The organism is Dellaglioa sp. L3N (assembly GCF_054941095.1).
Genome location: NZ_CM142928.1, coordinates 887,785 through 905,670 on the forward strand (window position 1 = coordinate 887,785; position 17,886 = coordinate 905,670).

A 17,886-nucleotide genomic window follows, 5' to 3' on the forward strand; every position below is an offset into this window, starting at 1 on the left:
CCTTAATTTTTGTTAATTTCTTTAAGACGAGTCATGTAATCTTTTTCTTCTAAATAGTCATCAAAAGCACTTAAAAAATGTTCATTTCTAGGAATTTCATCTTTATCTTTTCTAAAGACAAATGATAAATCAAATTTAATTTCTGGGTCAAAATTTGATGTCCAAAGGTCTTTACTTTCTGGATGAGCAACTAGAAATGAAGTTGGTAATGCCGTGTAAGCATGGGTTGCACGAGCAAATTTTAAAATTTGTGAAGGTGCTGTAAATCGAGCAACACTTTTTGGTAAGTTCACTAATTGATTTTGGTAAATTGTTTTAATTATTTTATCAAGATAATAATCATTTGGATAAGTAACCCAAACATTATCAATGGTTTCTTGAAGCTTAACTTTCTTCTTAGAAGCTAATTTTTCATTATGATGTAAAAATAATAAATTTTCAGTAATGATTTTCTTACTTTCGTACGGTTTCCAGTTTTTAATACTTTCATCTGGAAGGTACATAATTGCCAAATCAATTTTATTATTTTCGAGTTCACTCCAGATTTCTTTACGTGTCAATAAGTGAAATGACACAATAATATCTGGATTATTTTTATAATATTGTATGACAAAATCATCAAATACTTCATCTTCAATTGAGGCTAGGATACCAATCGTGATTTCCCCTTGTGTTGCACTGGTTGATTGTTGAATTTCGTTTGTTGCTTTGTTCAACGTTTCATAAATTTGATGTGTTGCATCCAACATCGTATAACCAGCATCAGATAAATGTAATTTTTTACCAACAGAATAAAAAAGTGGTGCACCAACTGTTCGTTCCAATTTTTTAATTTGTTGCGTTAGTGCAGGTTGTGTAATACCTAATATTTGTGCTGTTTGCGTGTAATTCATAATATCTGCAAGTTGCAGAAAATATGTTAACGTTTTTGATGAAAATATATTTTCTTGCTTTGTTTTCATATTAGTTGTGTCTCCTCAGTTTAAATAATAATAGTCATATTATTATAATAAGCGTAATAAAAAAAAAGAGCAAACTAATTCGCCCTTTTTCTTAAAGAATTTAATTATTATTTAATCTCATTTAATAGATTAGGTATTCCTAATTGTTCTGTATCAATAATGAATGACCCATTTGAATATCTATCTGATAACGGATGTGACATTGGTTCAATAATAAATTCATGACCACTTTCAGTAATAACACTTAAATTAACATCTTTGGTAATTGGTTTAATTCCAATCACTCTATGAGGCTCCTTCTTAAGCTCTCTAAGAATAAGCACACCACGTTTCGCCCTACTTGTCGAACTAACTTCTGAAACAGCCATACGCTTAAATGAGCCACGTTGTGTTAACAAACCAATTTGGCTGTTCTCCGTAACTAAACAAGTTGACGCAACGAAATCGTCTTGTTTCAGATTCATCGCAATGACACCAGCTGCTTTGGCACCAACAATTGGGACCTCTTCAAGCGGATATCTCAATCCGTAGCCATCATGCGAAGCACTGAAGACAAATAATGAGGCATCATCTTTTTCTAAATATGAAATTAAGATGACGTCATCTTCAGGGACCTTTAATTTCATAAATTTACTTGCATGACCTTTATAAGTTCGTCCAGGTTTCAAATCTGAAACTGTGGTTTGCTTGATAAAGCCATTTTTAGTTGCAAAAATAAATTTACCAGGGGCATCTACTTTTTTGAAAGAGAATGCCTTAATCAGGTATTCATCAGCGTCCAATCCAATGGTTTGCGAAATATGTTCACCGGTATCTTTCCATTTTGCTTCAGTGATTTCATGAATAGGTCGATAAATCATATTACCTTTATTTGTAAATATAAATAAATGATCCAAAGTATTAACGGGTTCATTAAATATAATATAATCTTCATCTTTCAATCCATTTTCTTCTACTCCTGAAGCATTAAACGAACGCAATGAACTACGTTTAAGATAACCATCACGACTCACTAATACTTGAACTTCTTCAGGTGTAACCAAGACAGCTGTTTCAATCTTGATATCTTCGATATGTTCTTGTATTTCAGTTAACCGAGGTGTGGCATATTCTTTTGAGACTTTTTTTAATTCTCTTTTAACCACATCAGATAATACTTTAGGGTCGGCTAATATTGCTTTATAATTAATAATTTTTTCAGCAAGTTCAGCATTTTCTTTTTCGAGTGCAGTCACATCTGTATTAGACAAGCGGTACAATTGTAATGAAACAATGGCTTCAGCTTGTTTTTCTGTGAAGTCAAAAAGAGTTATTAAACTGGTTTTAGCACTCTTTTTATCTTTGCTTGCACGAATCGCTTTAATGACTTGATCTAAAATAGATAATGCTTTAATTAGTCCTTCAACGATATGTTGGCGAGACTCAGCCTTTTTCAAGTCGAACTCAGTTCTTTTTTTCGTAACACTTAATTGATAGTCCAAGTAAGATGATAAGAATTTCTTTAAACCAACTAATTCAGGCCGTTGATTATTAATGGCAACCATATTGAAATTATACGAAATTTGTAAATCAGTATTTTTGAATAAGTAATTTAAAATACCTTGCGCATTAACGTTACGCTTTAATTCAATCGCAATTTGTAATCCTTCACGATCACTTTCATCTCGAACTTCAGCAATACCATCCACTTTTTTAAGTAAGCGAATTTCATCCATTTTTTTAACAAGAACGGCTTTGTTCACTTCGTATGGGATTTCTGAAATAATAATTTGTGTTTTACCACCTTTTAATTCTTGAATCTCTGTTCTTGAGCGGACAACGACTTTACCACGTCCTGTTTTATAAGCATTTTGAATACCAGATAATCCTTGTAAAATACCACCAGTTGGAAAATCAGGTCCTTTAACAAAGGTCATTAATTTATCTAACGTTGCATCAGGATGTCCAATTAAGTAGACAACAGCATTAACAACTTCGCTTAAATTATGCGGTGGAATTTCAGTTGCATAGCCAGCTGAAATTCCGGTTGCACCATTTACTAATAGATTAGGAAATCTTGCTGGTAAAACAGTGGGTTCATATTCTGTATCATCGAAATTTAAAACAAAATCAACTGTTTCTTTTTCAATATCCCGTAACATTTCAGTTGCAATTTTACTTGTACGGGCTTCTGTATAACGCATTGCAGCTGGAGAATCACCATCCATTGAACCATTGTTTCCGTGCATTTCAATTAATGGCGTGCGTAATTTCCAATTTTGACTCATACGAACCATAGCTTCATAAATAGAGCTATCTCCATGCGGATGAAAATTACCCATTACGTTTCCGACTGATTTAGCTGATTTTCTAAAGCCTTTATCATACGTGTTACCATCTTGATTCATTGCGTATAAAATCCGACGTTGCACGGGTTTTAGACCATCACGAATATCGGGCAAAGCACGTTCTTGAATAATGTATTTAGAATAACGACCAAATCGTTCGCCCATAACATCTTCTAAGGTTAGTTCTTGAATTTTTGATGTATCTTTTTCTATAGCCAAATCGGTAATCCCCCTTCCTTAGTCAGTCGTTGATTGTACTTCATCATCTTTTGAATCGGTAACTTGTTTACTAGAAACTTTATCCAAGATACTACCATCTTCTTCAAGTGAGAATTGAACGTTCTCTTCAATCCAATTTCGACGTGGTTCCACTTTGTCGCCCATTAACGTTGTCACTCTTTTTTCGGCAAGTGCGGGATCGTCAATTCGAATTCTAACTAAAGTTCTTGTCATTGGATCCATTGTTGTTTCCCACAATTGATCTGCATTCATTTCGCCAAGTCCTTTAAAGCGTTGTAAACTATAGCCACGTCCAATTTTTTCCGTTGCTTTAGCAAGTTCTTCATCAGTCCAAGCATAGATGCTGTCCATTTTTTTGCCAGTCCCTTTTTGAATTTTGTATAAAGGAGGTAAGGCGATGTAAACTTTTCCAGCATCAATTAATGGTCGCATATATTTATAAAAGAACGTTAGTAATAATGTTTGAATATGGGCACCATCGGTATCGGCATCAGTCATGATAATAATTTTATCGTAATTACTGTCTTCAATCTTGAATTCAGCCCCAACGCCAGCCCCAACTGTATAAATCATTGTATTAATTTCTTCATTTTTTAAAATATCTTGTAATTTTGCTTTTTCAGTATTTAAGACTTTACCACGTAAAGGTAAGATCGCTTGAAATTTACGTTCACGGCCCTGTTTAGCTGAACCACCAGCAGAATCACCTTCGACTAAAAACAATTCATTTTTCTTAGCGTTTTTTGATTGTGCGGGTGTTAATTTTCCAGAGAGTAAGCGATCATTTTTCTTTTTCTTCTTACCATTACGTGAATCATCACGTGCTTTACGAGCAGCTTCACGCGCTTCTCTAGCTTTAATTGATTTTCTAACAAGTTCTTGTGCAAACTCACCATTTTCCATCAAATAAAAACCAAGTTTTTCACTCAGGACACTATCAACAATCGATCTTGCCTCAGGTGTGCCAAGTTTTCCTTTTGTTTGTCCTTCGAATTGGAGTAACTCTTCAGGTATTCGGACTGAAATGACGCCTGAAAGGCCCTCTCGAACATCACTACCTTCTAAATTACGATCTTTATCTTTTAAAAGGCCTAATTTTCTAGCATATTCGTTAAAAGCTTTTGTCCAAGCAGACTTCATTCCGGCTTCATGTGTACCACCATCTTTTGTTCGAACATTATTAACAAAAGACATCAGGTTTTCTGAATAGCCATCGTTATATTGCGCTGCAACTTCAACTTCTATTTTATCTTTAGTGCCATCAAAATACATCACTTCGCCAAGTGTATCTTTATCTTCGTTCAGATAAGCAACGAATTCTTTGATACCTTCTTCAAAATGATAGATATCTTGTTTATCAGTTCTTTCATCAGTTAAAACAATTTTAACACCACGTAATAAAAAGGCGGATTCTTTCAGTCTTTCAGCTAAAATATCATATTTATAAACCGTCGTTGAAAAAATACTTTCATCAGGTTTAAAAGTAACCGTTGTTCCGTTTGCTCTTTTAGTAGCACCCAATTTTTTTAATGTTCCAACTGGATGCCCACCATTTTCAAATTTTTCTTCATAACGCACGCCTTCACGGACGGTATCAACCGTTAATGAAGATGATAAGGCATTAACAACACTCGCACCAACGCCATGTAGTCCACCAGAAGTTTTATAGCCACCTTCTTGACCGAACTTTCCACCAGCATGTAAGACAGTAAAAATAACTTCAACAGTTGGAATTCCTGACGCATGCATACCAATTGGCATACCACGACCGTAATCGACAACCGTAATACTGTTATCACTGTGAATGGTAACATCAATTTGTGAACCATAACCTGACAAGGCTTCATCAACAGCATTATCAACAATTTCATAGACAAGATGATGCAATCCTTTGCTATCTGTTGACCCGATATACATACCAGGTCGCTTTCTAACTGCTTCAAGTCCTTCAAGAACTTGAATTGAATCATCGTTGTATTTTATTTTATTTGGATTAGTCATACAGTTAAACTCTCCTTACTCTGTGTTCATACAGTAACGTTACTATAATAACCCATTCTTTTTTGAAATGTAAAGAAAAATCCGAATAGACGTTCTTTTTTATAAAATAAATTGGTGTCTTCTAAAAAGAATGTTAAAATACTACTTATCAGATTTACTGGTCGAAAGGAGTTTATAATCATGGGTACAATTGTCTTAATGTTAGTGATTGCTTATTTTTTAGGATCAATTCCGTCAGGTGTTTGGATTGGAAAATATTTTTATCAAAAAGATATCAGAAAATTTGGTAGTGGAAACGTTGGTACAACAAATACCTATCGCGTTCTTGGACCAAAGGCAGGTACAGTCGTTTTAGTAATGGATATCTCAAAAGGTATCATTGCTGCAAGTCTGCCTTACATGTTCGGTGTTGCTGCAACCGTTAGTCCTTTACTAATTGGAGTCGGCGCCGTAGCTGGGCATACCTTTTCTATTTTCACTAAATTTAAAGGTGGAAAAGCAGTCGCTACTGGCGCAGGTATTTTATTACCCTATAATCCATTATTTTTCATCATAGCTTGTACAATTTTCATTTCATTAATACTTTTAACAAGTATGGTGAGTGTTGCAAGTGTCCTTGGATTTATTGGGATGTTGATAGTTGCGATAGCCTTTCAAGATTGGCTATTAACTATAATTGCGGGGATTTTAACTATTTTCGTTATTTATAAACATAAAGACAATATAAAGCGTATTTTTAATGGAACTGAGAGTATGGTGCCGTTTGGACTTGGCTTATATTTACGGAATAAAAAAAATCGATGAATAGTCATCGATTTTTTATTTGGCTAAAATACTGTAATTTCGTATGATCCTTCAAATGATTGATTTTCTTCTAACTTGTAAAGACTACTTTTATCAGATAATTTGCCTGTAGACGCAACGTTATCAGCTAAACCCCACCATGGTTCAATACAAACAAACGGTGAATTTTCAGGATATTTTGACCAAACACCAACATAATCAGCACCATTTAATGTTACAGAAACCCCATGATCATCTTCAGGCGTTGAAAGTAAAACAGTTGTTTCTGATTGTTTCAATTCATAAATTAAGGCATCATTTTTGAAAGTTTCTCGAGATAGCTTAATAGGTTCGTTGAACTTAACCAATTTTGCATTTGCAATATCGTTAAATGGTCCAACTAATGGAATCTGACGTCTTTCAACGTTGGGAGCAATCTCAATTTGGTAATTTTCCAAATCTAGATAGGCATTCTTTAATGGAATATTGAATGCTGGATGGCCTCCAATTGAAAATAATAACTCATTTTCATCAGGATTATAGACATCGTAAATAACTTTTATTTGATGATTAGTCAAAATATAATGTAATCTCAATCGAAAATTAAATGGATATTTGATTTTTGTTTCTGGAGATGATCCTAATTCCAAGACAACTGACGTTTCAGTTTGAGAAATCACCGTAAAAAGCATATCACGAGCGAATCCATGTTGTCCCATCTGATACATTTTTTGATTATATTCATATTCATCATTTTTTAAACGTCCAACAATTGGGAATAAAACGGGTGCATGTCGACCCCAATATTTCTTGTCTGCTTGCCAAATATACTCAATAGCTGTGTCGTTTCCTTTAACACTAACTAGTTCAGCACCTTGTTCAGAAATCTTAACTGTGATGAAATCATTTTTCAATTCAACTGTCAATTTATTCACCCATTTCTATAAGATATAACGACTAAGATCTTTATCGGCAACGATATTGCCAATCTTATCTTCGACATAACTTTCAGTAATTGTAATGTCTCCCATCTGCATATCAGGTCCTTCGAATAATAAATCTTCAAGTAATTTTTCAAGGATAGTATGCAAACGACGTGCCCCAATGTTTTCAGTATCGTGGTTAACGTTATATGCAATTTCAGATATTTTTTCTACTGCTTCAATTGTAAATGTCACATTGATATTATCAGTGCCAATTAGAGCAATATACTGCTTAATCAACGCATTATGGGGTTCGGTCAAAATTTTAACAAAATCTGATTGACTTAAATCATCTAATTCAACCCGAATTGGAAAACGACCTTGAAGTTCTGCGATTAAATCGCTAGGTTTACTTTCATGAAATGCCCCTGATGCAATAAACAAGATGTGATCAGTATTAATCGGACCAAATTTAGTTGAAATTTGAGAGCCTTCAACGATTGGGAGAATATCACGTTGCACACCTTCTCTTGAGACTTCACCACTATTTTTTTGAGATTTAGAGGTAATTTTATCAATTTCATCAATAAAAATAATTCCCGTATTTTCAGCACGTTCAATTGCGGCCTGGTTAATATCTGCCGAATTAACTAATTTTTTTGATTCTTCACGAATTAAAATTTTTCGTGCTTCTGATACAATTAACGTTCTTTCGATTTTTCGAGTTGGCGTTAAAGCACTTAATGAATCTCCTATATCAATTCCCATCTGGCCCATCATACCGTTCATACCAGATGGTTGTTTAGGTTCATCAATTTTGATTGTAACTTCGTTATTTTCTAATAAACCACGATTTAATTGTTCTGACACAGATAACCGTTCATTTCTAATGTCATCAGTAACCTCTTCTTCGTTTTCCGTGTCCAAACCTGCTGGCATTTGCCCCTTTTGGATTTGAGACATCATTTGCATAATATTGATATTTTCAGCTTTTTTTTGTTTTCTGATACCAGGAACCAACAATTTTACGAGACGCTTATCTGCCATTCTTGATGCTTCGCCCGAAACACGACCATATTGAGCATCTTCTTCTAATTTGATTGAAACATCAACTAGGTCACGGACCATTGATTCCACATCACGTCCAGCATAACCAACTTCGGTAAATTTGGTTGCTTCTACTTTCACAAATGGTGCTTCCAACATAGTTGCTAAGCGACGAGCAATTTCAGTTTTACCAACACCAGTTGGTCCAATCATCATTAAATTTTTAGGTGTGACATCTTTTTGCATTGATTCAGAAAGTTGCATCCGACGATAGCGATTACGCAAGGCAACAGCTATCGCTTTTTTTGCATCATTCTGACCAATAACGTATTGATCTAATTCAGTTACAATTTGTTTTGGTGTTTTATCAATTACAGTCATAAATTTACCTACTTTCTATAATTCTTCAGAGATAACATGATGATTCGTGAAAATATCAATATCACCAGCAATATTAATTGATGACTCGGCAATTTCTTTGGCAGACATATCAGTTGTATGGTGTTTAAGTGCCTTTGCAGCAGAAAGTGCAAAATTACCACCAGAACCGATTGCTAAAATATCGTCATCAGGTTCAATAACTTCGCCACTACCAGAAACAAGTAACATTTCTTTGCTATTCATTACGATTAAAAGGGCTTCTAATTTTTGTAATGATTGTTCACTACGCCAATCTTGTGCTAATTCAACTGCAGCACGCTGTAAATTCCCACTAAATTCATTTAATTTTTTTTCAAAACGTTCTTCAAGGTTGAATGCATCAGCAACGCTTCCAGCAAAACCAACTACTACTTGATCATTATAGATACGACGAACTTTTCTGGCAGTCCCTTTCATAATAACTTTCTCACCCATCGTAACTTGACCATCTCCAGCCATTGCACAATGTCCGTTATGCTTAACGGCACAAATTGTTGTTGCATGAAATGAAACAGTTGCCATAATAAATTCCTCCATTATTTCTCATTTTATTGTATAAAAAAACTTCATTGAACGCTACTACTGTAGCACAACAATGAAGGATAACTCAATTATTTAATCAGATATTTCATAAATATTTAAAGAGTTGGTTTAAATATGGCTAAATGCTCTAGCGCACGATTTGCAACCGCTTGATTTTTTTCTTGCTTATCTCGAATTTTCTTTCCGCCTAATTTTGGTACAATACCAAAATTGGCGTTCATTGGTTGGAAATGCTTGCCATTCGCGTGTGTTATATAATGAGCCATGGCTCCCATCATAGTTGTCTTAGGTAGAACGACTGGTTCTTCTCCTAAAACAAGATGAGCAGCATTTATACCTGCTAATAAGCCACTTGCAGCACTTTCAACATAACCTTCAACACCGGTCATTTGACCAGCAAAAAAGAGATTATCTCTAAATTTTGATTGGTACGTAGGTTCTAAGGTGTCAGGAGAACGCATGAATGTGTTACGATGCATAACACCGTAACGAACACATTCAGCATTTTCTAACCCAGGAATCAATGAAAAAACTTTCTTTTGTTCGCCCCATTTAAGGTGTGTTTGGAAACCAACCATATTGTATAAATCACCGACAGCATTGTCTTGACGTAATTGAACAACAGCAAAAGGTTGTTTACCAGTCTTTGGATCTTCTAAACCGACTGGTTTTAAAGGACCAAACAGCATCGTTTTAGCACCTCTTCTAGCCATTTCTTCGATTGGCATACATCCTTCAAAAAACTTTTCATCTTCAAAATCATGCATTTCAGCCGTTTCAGCTTCAATGAGGGCCTTATAAAAAGTAATAAATTCTTCTTTAGTCATTGGACAATTCAGGTAAGCAGCATCACCTTTATCGTATCGTGATTTTAGATAGATTTTATTCATATCTAATGATGATTTTTCTAAAATAGGTGCAGCGGCATCATAAAAGTACAGGCCTTCACTACCATTTAATTGCTGAATTGATTCTGCTAATCCTGCTGATGTTAATGGACCAGTGGCAACAATGGTTGGTCCTTCTGGTAATTCAGTTAACTCTTCATTAATAACCGTTACATTTTCATGATTTTTGACTAAATTAGTAATTTCTTTAGAAAATTTATCTCGATCGACGGCTAATGCACCGCCAGCAGGAATTGAATTGTGGTCAGCAGATGTCATAATTACTGAATCTAATTGGCGCATTTCTTCTTTTAAAAGACCAACTGCATTCGAAATTTGATTGGCTCTTAAAGAATTTGTACAAACCAGTTCAGCAAAATTTTCAGTGTGATGAGCTGGTGTCATTTTAATGGGGCGCATTTCGTACAAGTTAACGTGAACCCCTCGATTGGCAATTTGCCATGCAGCTTCGCTACCGGCAAGACCGGCACCAATTACATTAACGCTAATATTTGGCATTATAATCCTCCTGCTACCAGATAATCTGATTTATTTTTGAACGGCTTCTTCGTAGTCACAATGGCTACATTTAACTTGTTTGCCGCCTTTGACTTTTTTCTCAATTAAATAATGTTGACACTTAGGACATTCACGGCCAATTGGTTTATCCCATGAAACAAACTCACAATCTGGATACCTTGAACATCCATAGAATAAACGATTACGTTTAGATTTACGTTCAATGACTTCACCTTGATGACATAATGGGCAAATAACACCAATTTCTTTAACAATTGCCTTTGTATTACGACAATCTGGGAATCGACTACATGCGAAAAATTTTCCATAACGTCCCATTTTAACAACCATAGGTGACCCACAAATTTCACAATTAAATCCAGCGGGTTCATCTTTAATTTGAACTTTTTCAATTGTTTCTTGAGCATGTTCAACATTTTTTGAAAAAGGTTTATAAAAATCATCAACGACTTTAACCCAATTCTCGTCCCCGACTTCGATGTCATCAAGACCTTTTTCCAACTCAGCAGTAAATTTAACGTTCACAATATCACTGAAATAAGCTTCAATCATATCATCAACAATTTCACCTAATTCAGTTGGCTCAAAACGTTTAGCAACTAATTTTACATAGTAACGGCGTTGAATGGTATCCAACGTTGGCGCATACGTTGATGGGCGCCCTACACCATTTTCTTCAAGTGTTTTAATTAAATTAGCTTCAGTAAATCTAGCAGGTGGCTGAGTAAAATGCTGATTAGGCTGATTTTTAGCCAAATTAACATGATCGCCAACTTCTAAATCAGGTAATATATTATCTGATTTTTTGTTATCTTCATAAATTTTTGTGTATCCAGCAAATTTAGTTTTTGAACCAGAAGTATGATAAACGACCCCATTTTGTTCAATGGATACAGACATTGTATCCATAACTGCAGGTGTCATTTGACTAGCAACAAATCGTGACCAAACTAACTTATATAATTTCATTTGATCGTTACTCAAATAATCTTTCATTGAAGCAGGCGTACGTAAGACAGATGAAGGTCTAATAGCCTCATGGGCATCTTGGGCGCCTTCTTGTAGTTTCCCTTTTCTTGGCTTGGTAGCGGCATATTCTGCACCATATTTTTCATGTAAATATTGAGCAGTTTCATGTTTAGCCGTTGTAGATACACGAGTTGAATCGGTACGCATATAAGTAATTAACCCAACAGTCCCTTGTTTTCCAAGATGAATTCCTTCATACAATTGTTGTGCAACCATCATAGTTTTTCTTGTACGGAAATTTAATTTTCTGTTAGCATCTTGTTGCATGGTACTTGTTGTAAAGGGTAATGCGGGAAATCTTTTTCGTTCTTTTTTTGTAACGGCAGTGATATCAAAATCAACTTTTGTGTCTATTAAAGTCATCACTTTTTGAACATCATCGTTAGTTTTGAGTGCTTTTTTCTTTCCATTGATACCATAAAAAGCAGCATCAAACTTTTCTTTGCCCTTTTTAAATTCAGAATCGATGGTCCAATATTCTTCAGGTTGGAAGGCGCGAATTTCTTTTTCTCTTTCAATAATTAAATTCAAAGCGATAGATTGAACACGACCTGCGCTCAATCCTTTTTTTATTTTTGCCCAAAGTAAAGGGCTAATTGAATAACCAACTAATCGATCAAGGATACGACGAGCTTGTTGCGCATCAACCAGATTCATATCAATTGACCGAGGCTCATTAAAAGCATTTTTTACTGCATCTTTTGTAATTTCATTAAAAACAACACGATTTTTTGCTGTAATATCCAAATCTAAAATGTGCGATAAATGCCAAGCAATTGCTTCACCCTCACGATCAGGATCGGCCGCAAGATAAACATTTTTCGCTTTTTTCGCTTCTTTTTTTAAACTTTTAATGACATCACCTTTGCCACGAATTGAAATATAATGGGGATCATAGTTATTTTCGACATCGACACCCATCTTGCTTCGAGGTAAATCTCTAATATGTCCAAGACTAGCTACGACATGATAGCTACTTCCTAAGTATTTTTCAATTGTTTTGGCCTTAGAAGGTGATTCAACAATAACTAGATTTTTCTTAGCCGGTGTTCTTTTTTTCTTCTTGGTTACTGGCATAATTGAACTCCTTCATCGTAATTATATTGGTAGCAATAACATTTTTAAAATCGTAAGTAATCTTAAAGCATGATAGAGAGGCTTGTCAAGCGTAATTAGTTTTCGTAAAACTCTTCAAGTATTTGTTGACCATTAATAACTGGCATTGCGCCGGCTATTATCAACTCGTTACAACCAAGTGAAAGTGGACTTGAAATTGATCCTGGTACGGCCAAAACCGTGCGATTTTCTTGTAACGCCAAGTTAGCAGTTATTAAGCTACCACTATGATGCTTAGCCTCCGTAACTAATAGGCATTCACACAGACCTGCAATAATTCGATTCCGTTCTGGAAAATGATTTCGTTCAGGTCCCGTATTGAGTCCATATTCGGAAATTAAAAGTCCTTTTTGACTAATCTCAATTTGTAATTCTTTATTTATTTTTGGATAGTATCTATTTAAACCAGTCCCAATTACTGCAATCGTATCAGCTTCATTAGCGATTGAAAACTGGTGTGCAAGTGTATCAACACCAGTTGCTAATCCACTTACAATAACTTTTTTACTTTCAACAACTGCCGGTAATAACAATCGAATAGCTTCTATTGAATAGGCTGTCCTTTGGCGAGCACCAACAACAGCTAGTGATTGCCGATTTAATAGTTGTAAATTACCACGCATAAAAAGAACAATTGGTGGCCGATAACATTCTTTCAACCGATACGGATAATTTTCATCAATAATAGTTACAATTGTGGCATGTGCTTCATTAGCAACAACTTCAGCCTGCAACGAAGCACTAGTATAGACCCTATTAAAGTTGGCTCTTTTTTTACTATTAAATTTTAGAATATGATTGATTAATTCCAAAGTTAAATCTGTATAATTTGGATTTTGTTGTAACCAATCAAAAAGTTTATTTTCACCAATATACGTAATTTCTGAACATAATCTAAGTTTAATGAAAGTTTCTCTTATTGTCATGAGTTCTCCTTATTAGTTAATACTAATAAGGTACGTATTCAATTGGTTATTTTTTTAGCATTGATTTGATTGGTTCAAATGTTTGACGATGAATTGGTGTTACGCCCAATTCATCAAGTCCTGCTAAATGATTTTTAGTTCCGTAACCATCATTATGAGTGAAATCATATCCCGGATACAATTCATTATAAAAGGTCATCAAATGATCACGGTAAACCTTAGCCACAATACTAGCCGCTGCGATACTAGCACTTTTAGAATCACCTTTAATGAAGCTTTCTTGCGGAATATCGCTATCAATTGTCATGGCATCAATTAATAATTGTTGTGGCTTTACATCTAATGAATTGACAGCTTCCAACATAGCAATTCGAGTGGCTTGATAAATATTAACTTCATCAATAATCTGATTATCTATCACGGATACACCTACAGAAATCGCCACAGCTAATATTTGACCATATAGTGCCTCACGTTTATTAGCTGTTAATTTTTTAGAGTCATTTACGTCAACTAAGTTGAAATTATGAGGTAAAATAACGGCCGCACTAACCACTGGGCCAGCTAACGGCCCCCTGCCAACCTCATCTATCCCAGCAATATACGGAATACCGTTTTGCCAAAGATTTCTTTCTATCAATAACCTATGTTCAAAAGAAGCCTGGTGTTCAAGAGTTTTTGTTTGTCGATTATGATATTGTGCCAAAAGTTTAATAACACCTTTACGAGGATCTTCAGTAATTTCTTGAATAAAATCATCTGAAGGATGATCAATTAATTGTGTTTTTATTTGAGCAATTGTGAGTTCAGACACGTTTATTCGCCACCTAATTGCGGAATCTCTAAGGTATAACGACCAAGTTTTCCTTGTCTAATGTCAAAAATGACACGCTCACTTGCACGATCGTAATCCTCTTTAAAGCCCATTTTTTTTGTTAAAGCTAATAATAAATCAACATCGCTCATCGCCATTTGCTCATCAGTTAATTTATATTTTTCTTGTAATGCCTTTGGATTTGTTTGTTTAAAATGCTCTAATCCATACAAGGCGATATCATCTTTTGAATATAAAGAATCTTTAATTGCGCCAGTTAAAGCAAGACGTTGACCAATTTTTTGATCCTCAAATTTTGGCCATAAAATACCGGGTGTATCTAAAAGTGACATTGATTTCCCAGCTTTTAACCATTGTTGTGCTTTTGTTACACCAGGTCGATTACCTGTTATGGCAACATTTTTATTTACTAAATGATTTAATAATGTTGATTTTCCAACGTTAGGAATTCCAATACACATTACCTTAACACGTTGTTGAATAATCCCTTTACTTTCTCGTAACGCTAATTTATCTTTTAAAACGACATTTATTTTCTTTTCAATCGCATTTAGTTGTCCATGCTGACTATCTACAGCAACAGCTGGAATCCCTTTACTTTCATAGTAATGCAACCAACGAGCAGTCACATTAGGATCAGCCATATCTTTTTTTGTCAAAACCATCACATGAGGTTTTGTGGCAAGTAGTTGCTCCAGTTGTGGATTTCTAGATGATTCAGGTAACCTTGCATCAACTAATTCGAGTACAATATCTACTAAACTCAATTTTTCTTTTACTAATCGTAAGGCTTTTGCCATATGTCCTGGGAACCATTGGATTACTGTCATTTAAATTCTCCTTGTTAAGCCAAGAAAATTTTTGATTAACTTGCTTAATTCTTTATATTTAACGTTCTTAATCAGAATACCTTAAATTATGCACAAAAAGAAGAGAGTTCCGCTATTTAGTTTCACTCTCTCCAGTCTTTTATTAATTTGTGGCTGCTTTAATTGCCGCATCGTATGCAGGATCATCTTTTGAAAGTTTCTCCTGAATCAAAGTTTCAATTTTTAAAGCCGTTTTTTTATCAACTTCACCCGTTTGATTCAATTTATTGGCTTTTTGCAAAGCCTTAACGGCGTTAACCGTTGATGTACCGTAATAGCCATTATCTTTATTTTTGTAATAACCAAGTGCCTTTAAATAAGTTTGTATATTTTTAACTTGAGTTGAAACATCTTCTTTTTTGTATGTTTTATCAGTATTGATTAGTGCTGAGTAAGCATATGCAGGGTAATCAGCCGAAACAGTTGGTTTGATTCCTTTTTTGTTAATCCAAGAACCATCAGGCGTCAACCATTTAGCAATCGTAACTTTTAATTCTGTCTTATCAGTAAAAGTACTGATTGTTTGAACAGTTCCTTTACCATAAGAAGTAGAACCAATTAATTTGTCATGACCCGATTGATTAAGTGCGGCTGCTAAAATTTCAGAAGCACTTGCGCTATCTTTATTAATCATAACAACTGTTTTTTCCGTAACTTTAAACCCGGAATCATACTTTTTACCAGCTTTATATACTTGCGGATCTCCAGTTTTGGCTTTAACTTGCATGATTGTTTTACCATCTTTTAAGAACATTGACCCAATTGTCAATGCTTGATCCATAAGACCACCTGGATTATCACGAACATCAAGAACAAATGATGTAGCACCTTTTGTTCTAAGGGATTTTACTGCAGCTTTAACTTCTTTAGACGTATTCTCAGAAAAAGTACTAATTTGAATATAGCCAACTTTTTTATTTTTCTTCGAAAGATTACTATAAACCGTTTTAACAGGGATATCATCTCGTTTTATTGAAACATTAAAAGTTGATGAATCACGTTTAATAGTTAATTTAACGGTAGTTCCCTTTTTACCACGAATTTTTGAAACAGCTTTATCTAAGCTATCACCATAAATTGATTTACCATCTATTTTTTGAATAATATCATCTGTCTTCAAACCTGCTTTTTTAGCAGGCGTTCCTTTGATGGCGGATACAATTTGGATATTTTTCTTATTAAGTTTAACTTCCGCACCAATACCAACAAATTTACTTGTAATAGTTGAATTTAAATCAGTTGCGTCAGCTTTACCTAAGTAAGACGTAAATTTATCTCCAGTTGCATCAACCATTCCATTAATTGCACCATTAATTAATTTTTTCTTGCTTATATTTTTATAATAAGAGTTGTTTAACGTTGAATATACAGATTCAATTTTAGTTAAATCTGAATTGGTACTTTGTAACGAGCTAACTTCTTTATTAATTTGTTTAATTGCAAAAAAATACATTGCTGCGGCACCAATAATGAATGCTAAAAAAATTGAACCTAACAATGTCCAAAAATGACGATCGGCTTTAAACCGTCTTGCTTTTTTTCTTTTTTCCATGTTTAAAAACCTCCACTAATTCATTTTGTCTAAATATCGTGCCCAAGCATCATCAAAGATGGTCATTGAAGGCAAATAGCCCGCATTTAATTCAAGATAATTGGATACAAAATCATAATTATCTGATAGTTTTGGGAAACTTTGATCAAAAAAAGCATTATTCGCAAATTGTGCCACTTCATCTATACCGTGATCATTACGTTCGGTCATCAAAAATTGATAGAATGTTTGTCTCATAAAATTATACCTCGTTTAATTTAAGGGAATAGATACATCGAATTTAAAAATATTGTTCTTTAAATCAATTTTTGTCGCACTAGCCTGTATACCATTTTCAATATCTAGCTCTTTTAAGTTAAGCATAATTGTTTGCTTTTGACTATCAATGGTAATCCAGCTTGGTAATGTGTATGCCTTTTTTACATAATTCATGATAAATTTTTTAGGAACTGGTAATGAACCGACAGCAACTGATTTGGTTTTTAATACGATATTTCCATTAGGTGTCACAACCGGATCAGAGTACAACGTAAACGAAATATTTTGCCCTAAAACATTTGTTGTACCCATTAAGATCGCAGATTTATCTACCAAAAATCGATATTTAATTGATTGTCCTTTTTGAATTGATTTTAAATAATAATTAATCGTTCCATTTAGCTGTTCCTTATTCATTTCAACACTAAGGTTTGTTCTTTCTGTTGCTTTTGAATTCGTTTGCGTTGTTAATGTTTTTTGGTCTTGCGACTGGCTTGCCACACTAACAAAAAGATAAAGCATCGTACCAATTAATAAAGAAAGTAACACGATAAATGCTATTTTCCATGCGTTAAAATTTTTTTTAGATTTTACGTGAATTTGTTCTGATCTCTTAGCCATAACTCTC

15 protein-coding genes are annotated in these 17,886 nt (G+C 34.3%); 1 reads left to right on the forward strand and 14 read right to left on the reverse strand.

From position 1 onward, the window contains the following. Nucleotides 1–2: 2 nt before the first annotated feature. The 3 genes from ACVPPR_RS04510 to parE form a co-directional block, all read right to left on the reverse strand. Entirely contained in the window at nucleotides 3–962 is a 960-nt protein-coding gene (locus ACVPPR_RS04510; protein WP_462297004.1) for a LysR family transcriptional regulator, read from the reverse strand. Between the two features lie 107 nt (nucleotides 963–1,069). Further along, nucleotides 1,070–3,454, reverse strand: coding sequence for a DNA topoisomerase IV subunit A (gene parC / locus ACVPPR_RS04515; protein WP_462304800.1), 2,385 nt, complete (start codon nucleotides 3,452–3,454; stop codon nucleotides 1,070–1,072). A gap of 72 nt (nucleotides 3,455–3,526) precedes the next feature. Beyond that, entirely contained in the window at nucleotides 3,527–5,530 is a 2,004-nt protein-coding gene (gene parE / locus ACVPPR_RS04520) for a DNA topoisomerase IV subunit B (protein ID WP_462297003.1), read from the reverse strand. 180 nt (nucleotides 5,531–5,710) lie between these two features. On the opposite strand from parE, the gene plsY reads away from it, so the two are divergent. Beyond that, a complete protein-coding gene (gene plsY / locus ACVPPR_RS04525) occupies nucleotides 5,711–6,334 on the forward strand; it encodes a glycerol-3-phosphate 1-O-acyltransferase PlsY (protein WP_462304767.1) in 624 nt (207 codons plus the stop codon). A 23-nt stretch (nucleotides 6,335–6,357) separates the two neighbouring features. On the opposite strand, the gene ACVPPR_RS04530 is transcribed toward plsY, so the two are convergent. The 11 genes from ACVPPR_RS04530 to ACVPPR_RS04580 form a co-directional block, all read right to left on the reverse strand. Continuing rightward, complete coding sequence (locus ACVPPR_RS04530; RefSeq protein ID WP_462304801.1) at nucleotides 6,358–7,239, reverse strand: aldose 1-epimerase family protein; 882 nt, start codon at nucleotides 7,237–7,239, stop codon at nucleotides 6,358–6,360. A 15-nt stretch (nucleotides 7,240–7,254) separates the two neighbouring features. Next, nucleotides 7,255–8,664 carry an ATP-dependent protease ATPase subunit HslU gene (gene hslU, locus ACVPPR_RS04535; RefSeq protein WP_462297000.1) on the reverse strand — a complete coding sequence of 470 codons (1,410 nt, stop codon included), beginning with the start codon at nucleotides 8,662–8,664 and terminating at the stop codon, nucleotides 7,255–7,257. Nucleotides 8,665–8,679: 15 nt separating this feature from the next. Further along, entirely contained in the window at nucleotides 8,680–9,225 is a 546-nt protein-coding gene (gene hslV, locus ACVPPR_RS04540) for an ATP-dependent protease subunit HslV (RefSeq protein WP_462304768.1), read from the reverse strand. A gap of 116 nt (nucleotides 9,226–9,341) precedes the next feature. Beyond that, complete coding sequence (trmFO, locus tag ACVPPR_RS04545) at nucleotides 9,342–10,652, reverse strand: FADH(2)-oxidizing methylenetetrahydrofolate--tRNA-(uracil(54)-C(5))-methyltransferase TrmFO (RefSeq protein ID WP_462304769.1); 1,311 nt, start codon at nucleotides 10,650–10,652, stop codon at nucleotides 9,342–9,344. A 30-nt stretch (nucleotides 10,653–10,682) separates the two neighbouring features. Beyond that, entirely contained in the window at nucleotides 10,683–12,779 is a 2,097-nt protein-coding gene (gene topA, locus ACVPPR_RS04550; RefSeq protein ID WP_462296997.1) for a type I DNA topoisomerase, read from the reverse strand. Between the two features lie 95 nt (nucleotides 12,780–12,874). Then, a complete protein-coding gene (gene dprA, locus ACVPPR_RS04555) occupies nucleotides 12,875–13,744 on the reverse strand; it encodes a DNA-processing protein DprA (RefSeq protein WP_462304770.1) in 870 nt (289 codons plus the stop codon). Nucleotides 13,745–13,790: 46 nt separating this feature from the next. Beyond that, complete coding sequence (locus ACVPPR_RS04560; protein ID WP_462304771.1) at nucleotides 13,791–14,558, reverse strand: ribonuclease HII; 768 nt, start codon at nucleotides 14,556–14,558, stop codon at nucleotides 13,791–13,793. 2 nt (nucleotides 14,559–14,560) lie between these two features. Beyond that, nucleotides 14,561–15,409: a ribosome biogenesis GTPase YlqF gene (gene ylqF / locus ACVPPR_RS04565; protein WP_462296994.1), complete on the reverse strand. Its 849-nt coding sequence runs from the start codon at nucleotides 15,407–15,409 to the stop codon at nucleotides 14,561–14,563. A gap of 142 nt (nucleotides 15,410–15,551) precedes the next feature. Beyond that, nucleotides 15,552–17,000, reverse strand: coding sequence for a S41 family peptidase (locus ACVPPR_RS04570; RefSeq protein ID WP_462304772.1), 1,449 nt, complete (start codon nucleotides 16,998–17,000; stop codon nucleotides 15,552–15,554). 15 nt (nucleotides 17,001–17,015) lie between these two features. Next, nucleotides 17,016–17,237 carry a YozE family protein gene (locus tag ACVPPR_RS04575; protein WP_462296992.1) on the reverse strand — a complete coding sequence of 74 codons (222 nt, stop codon included), beginning with the start codon at nucleotides 17,235–17,237 and terminating at the stop codon, nucleotides 17,016–17,018. Between the two features lie 15 nt (nucleotides 17,238–17,252). After that, nucleotides 17,253–17,879 carry a YpmS family protein gene (locus ACVPPR_RS04580; protein ID WP_462304773.1) on the reverse strand — a complete coding sequence of 209 codons (627 nt, stop codon included), beginning with the start codon at nucleotides 17,877–17,879 and terminating at the stop codon, nucleotides 17,253–17,255. Between the last annotated feature and the right edge of the window lie 7 nt (nucleotides 17,880–17,886).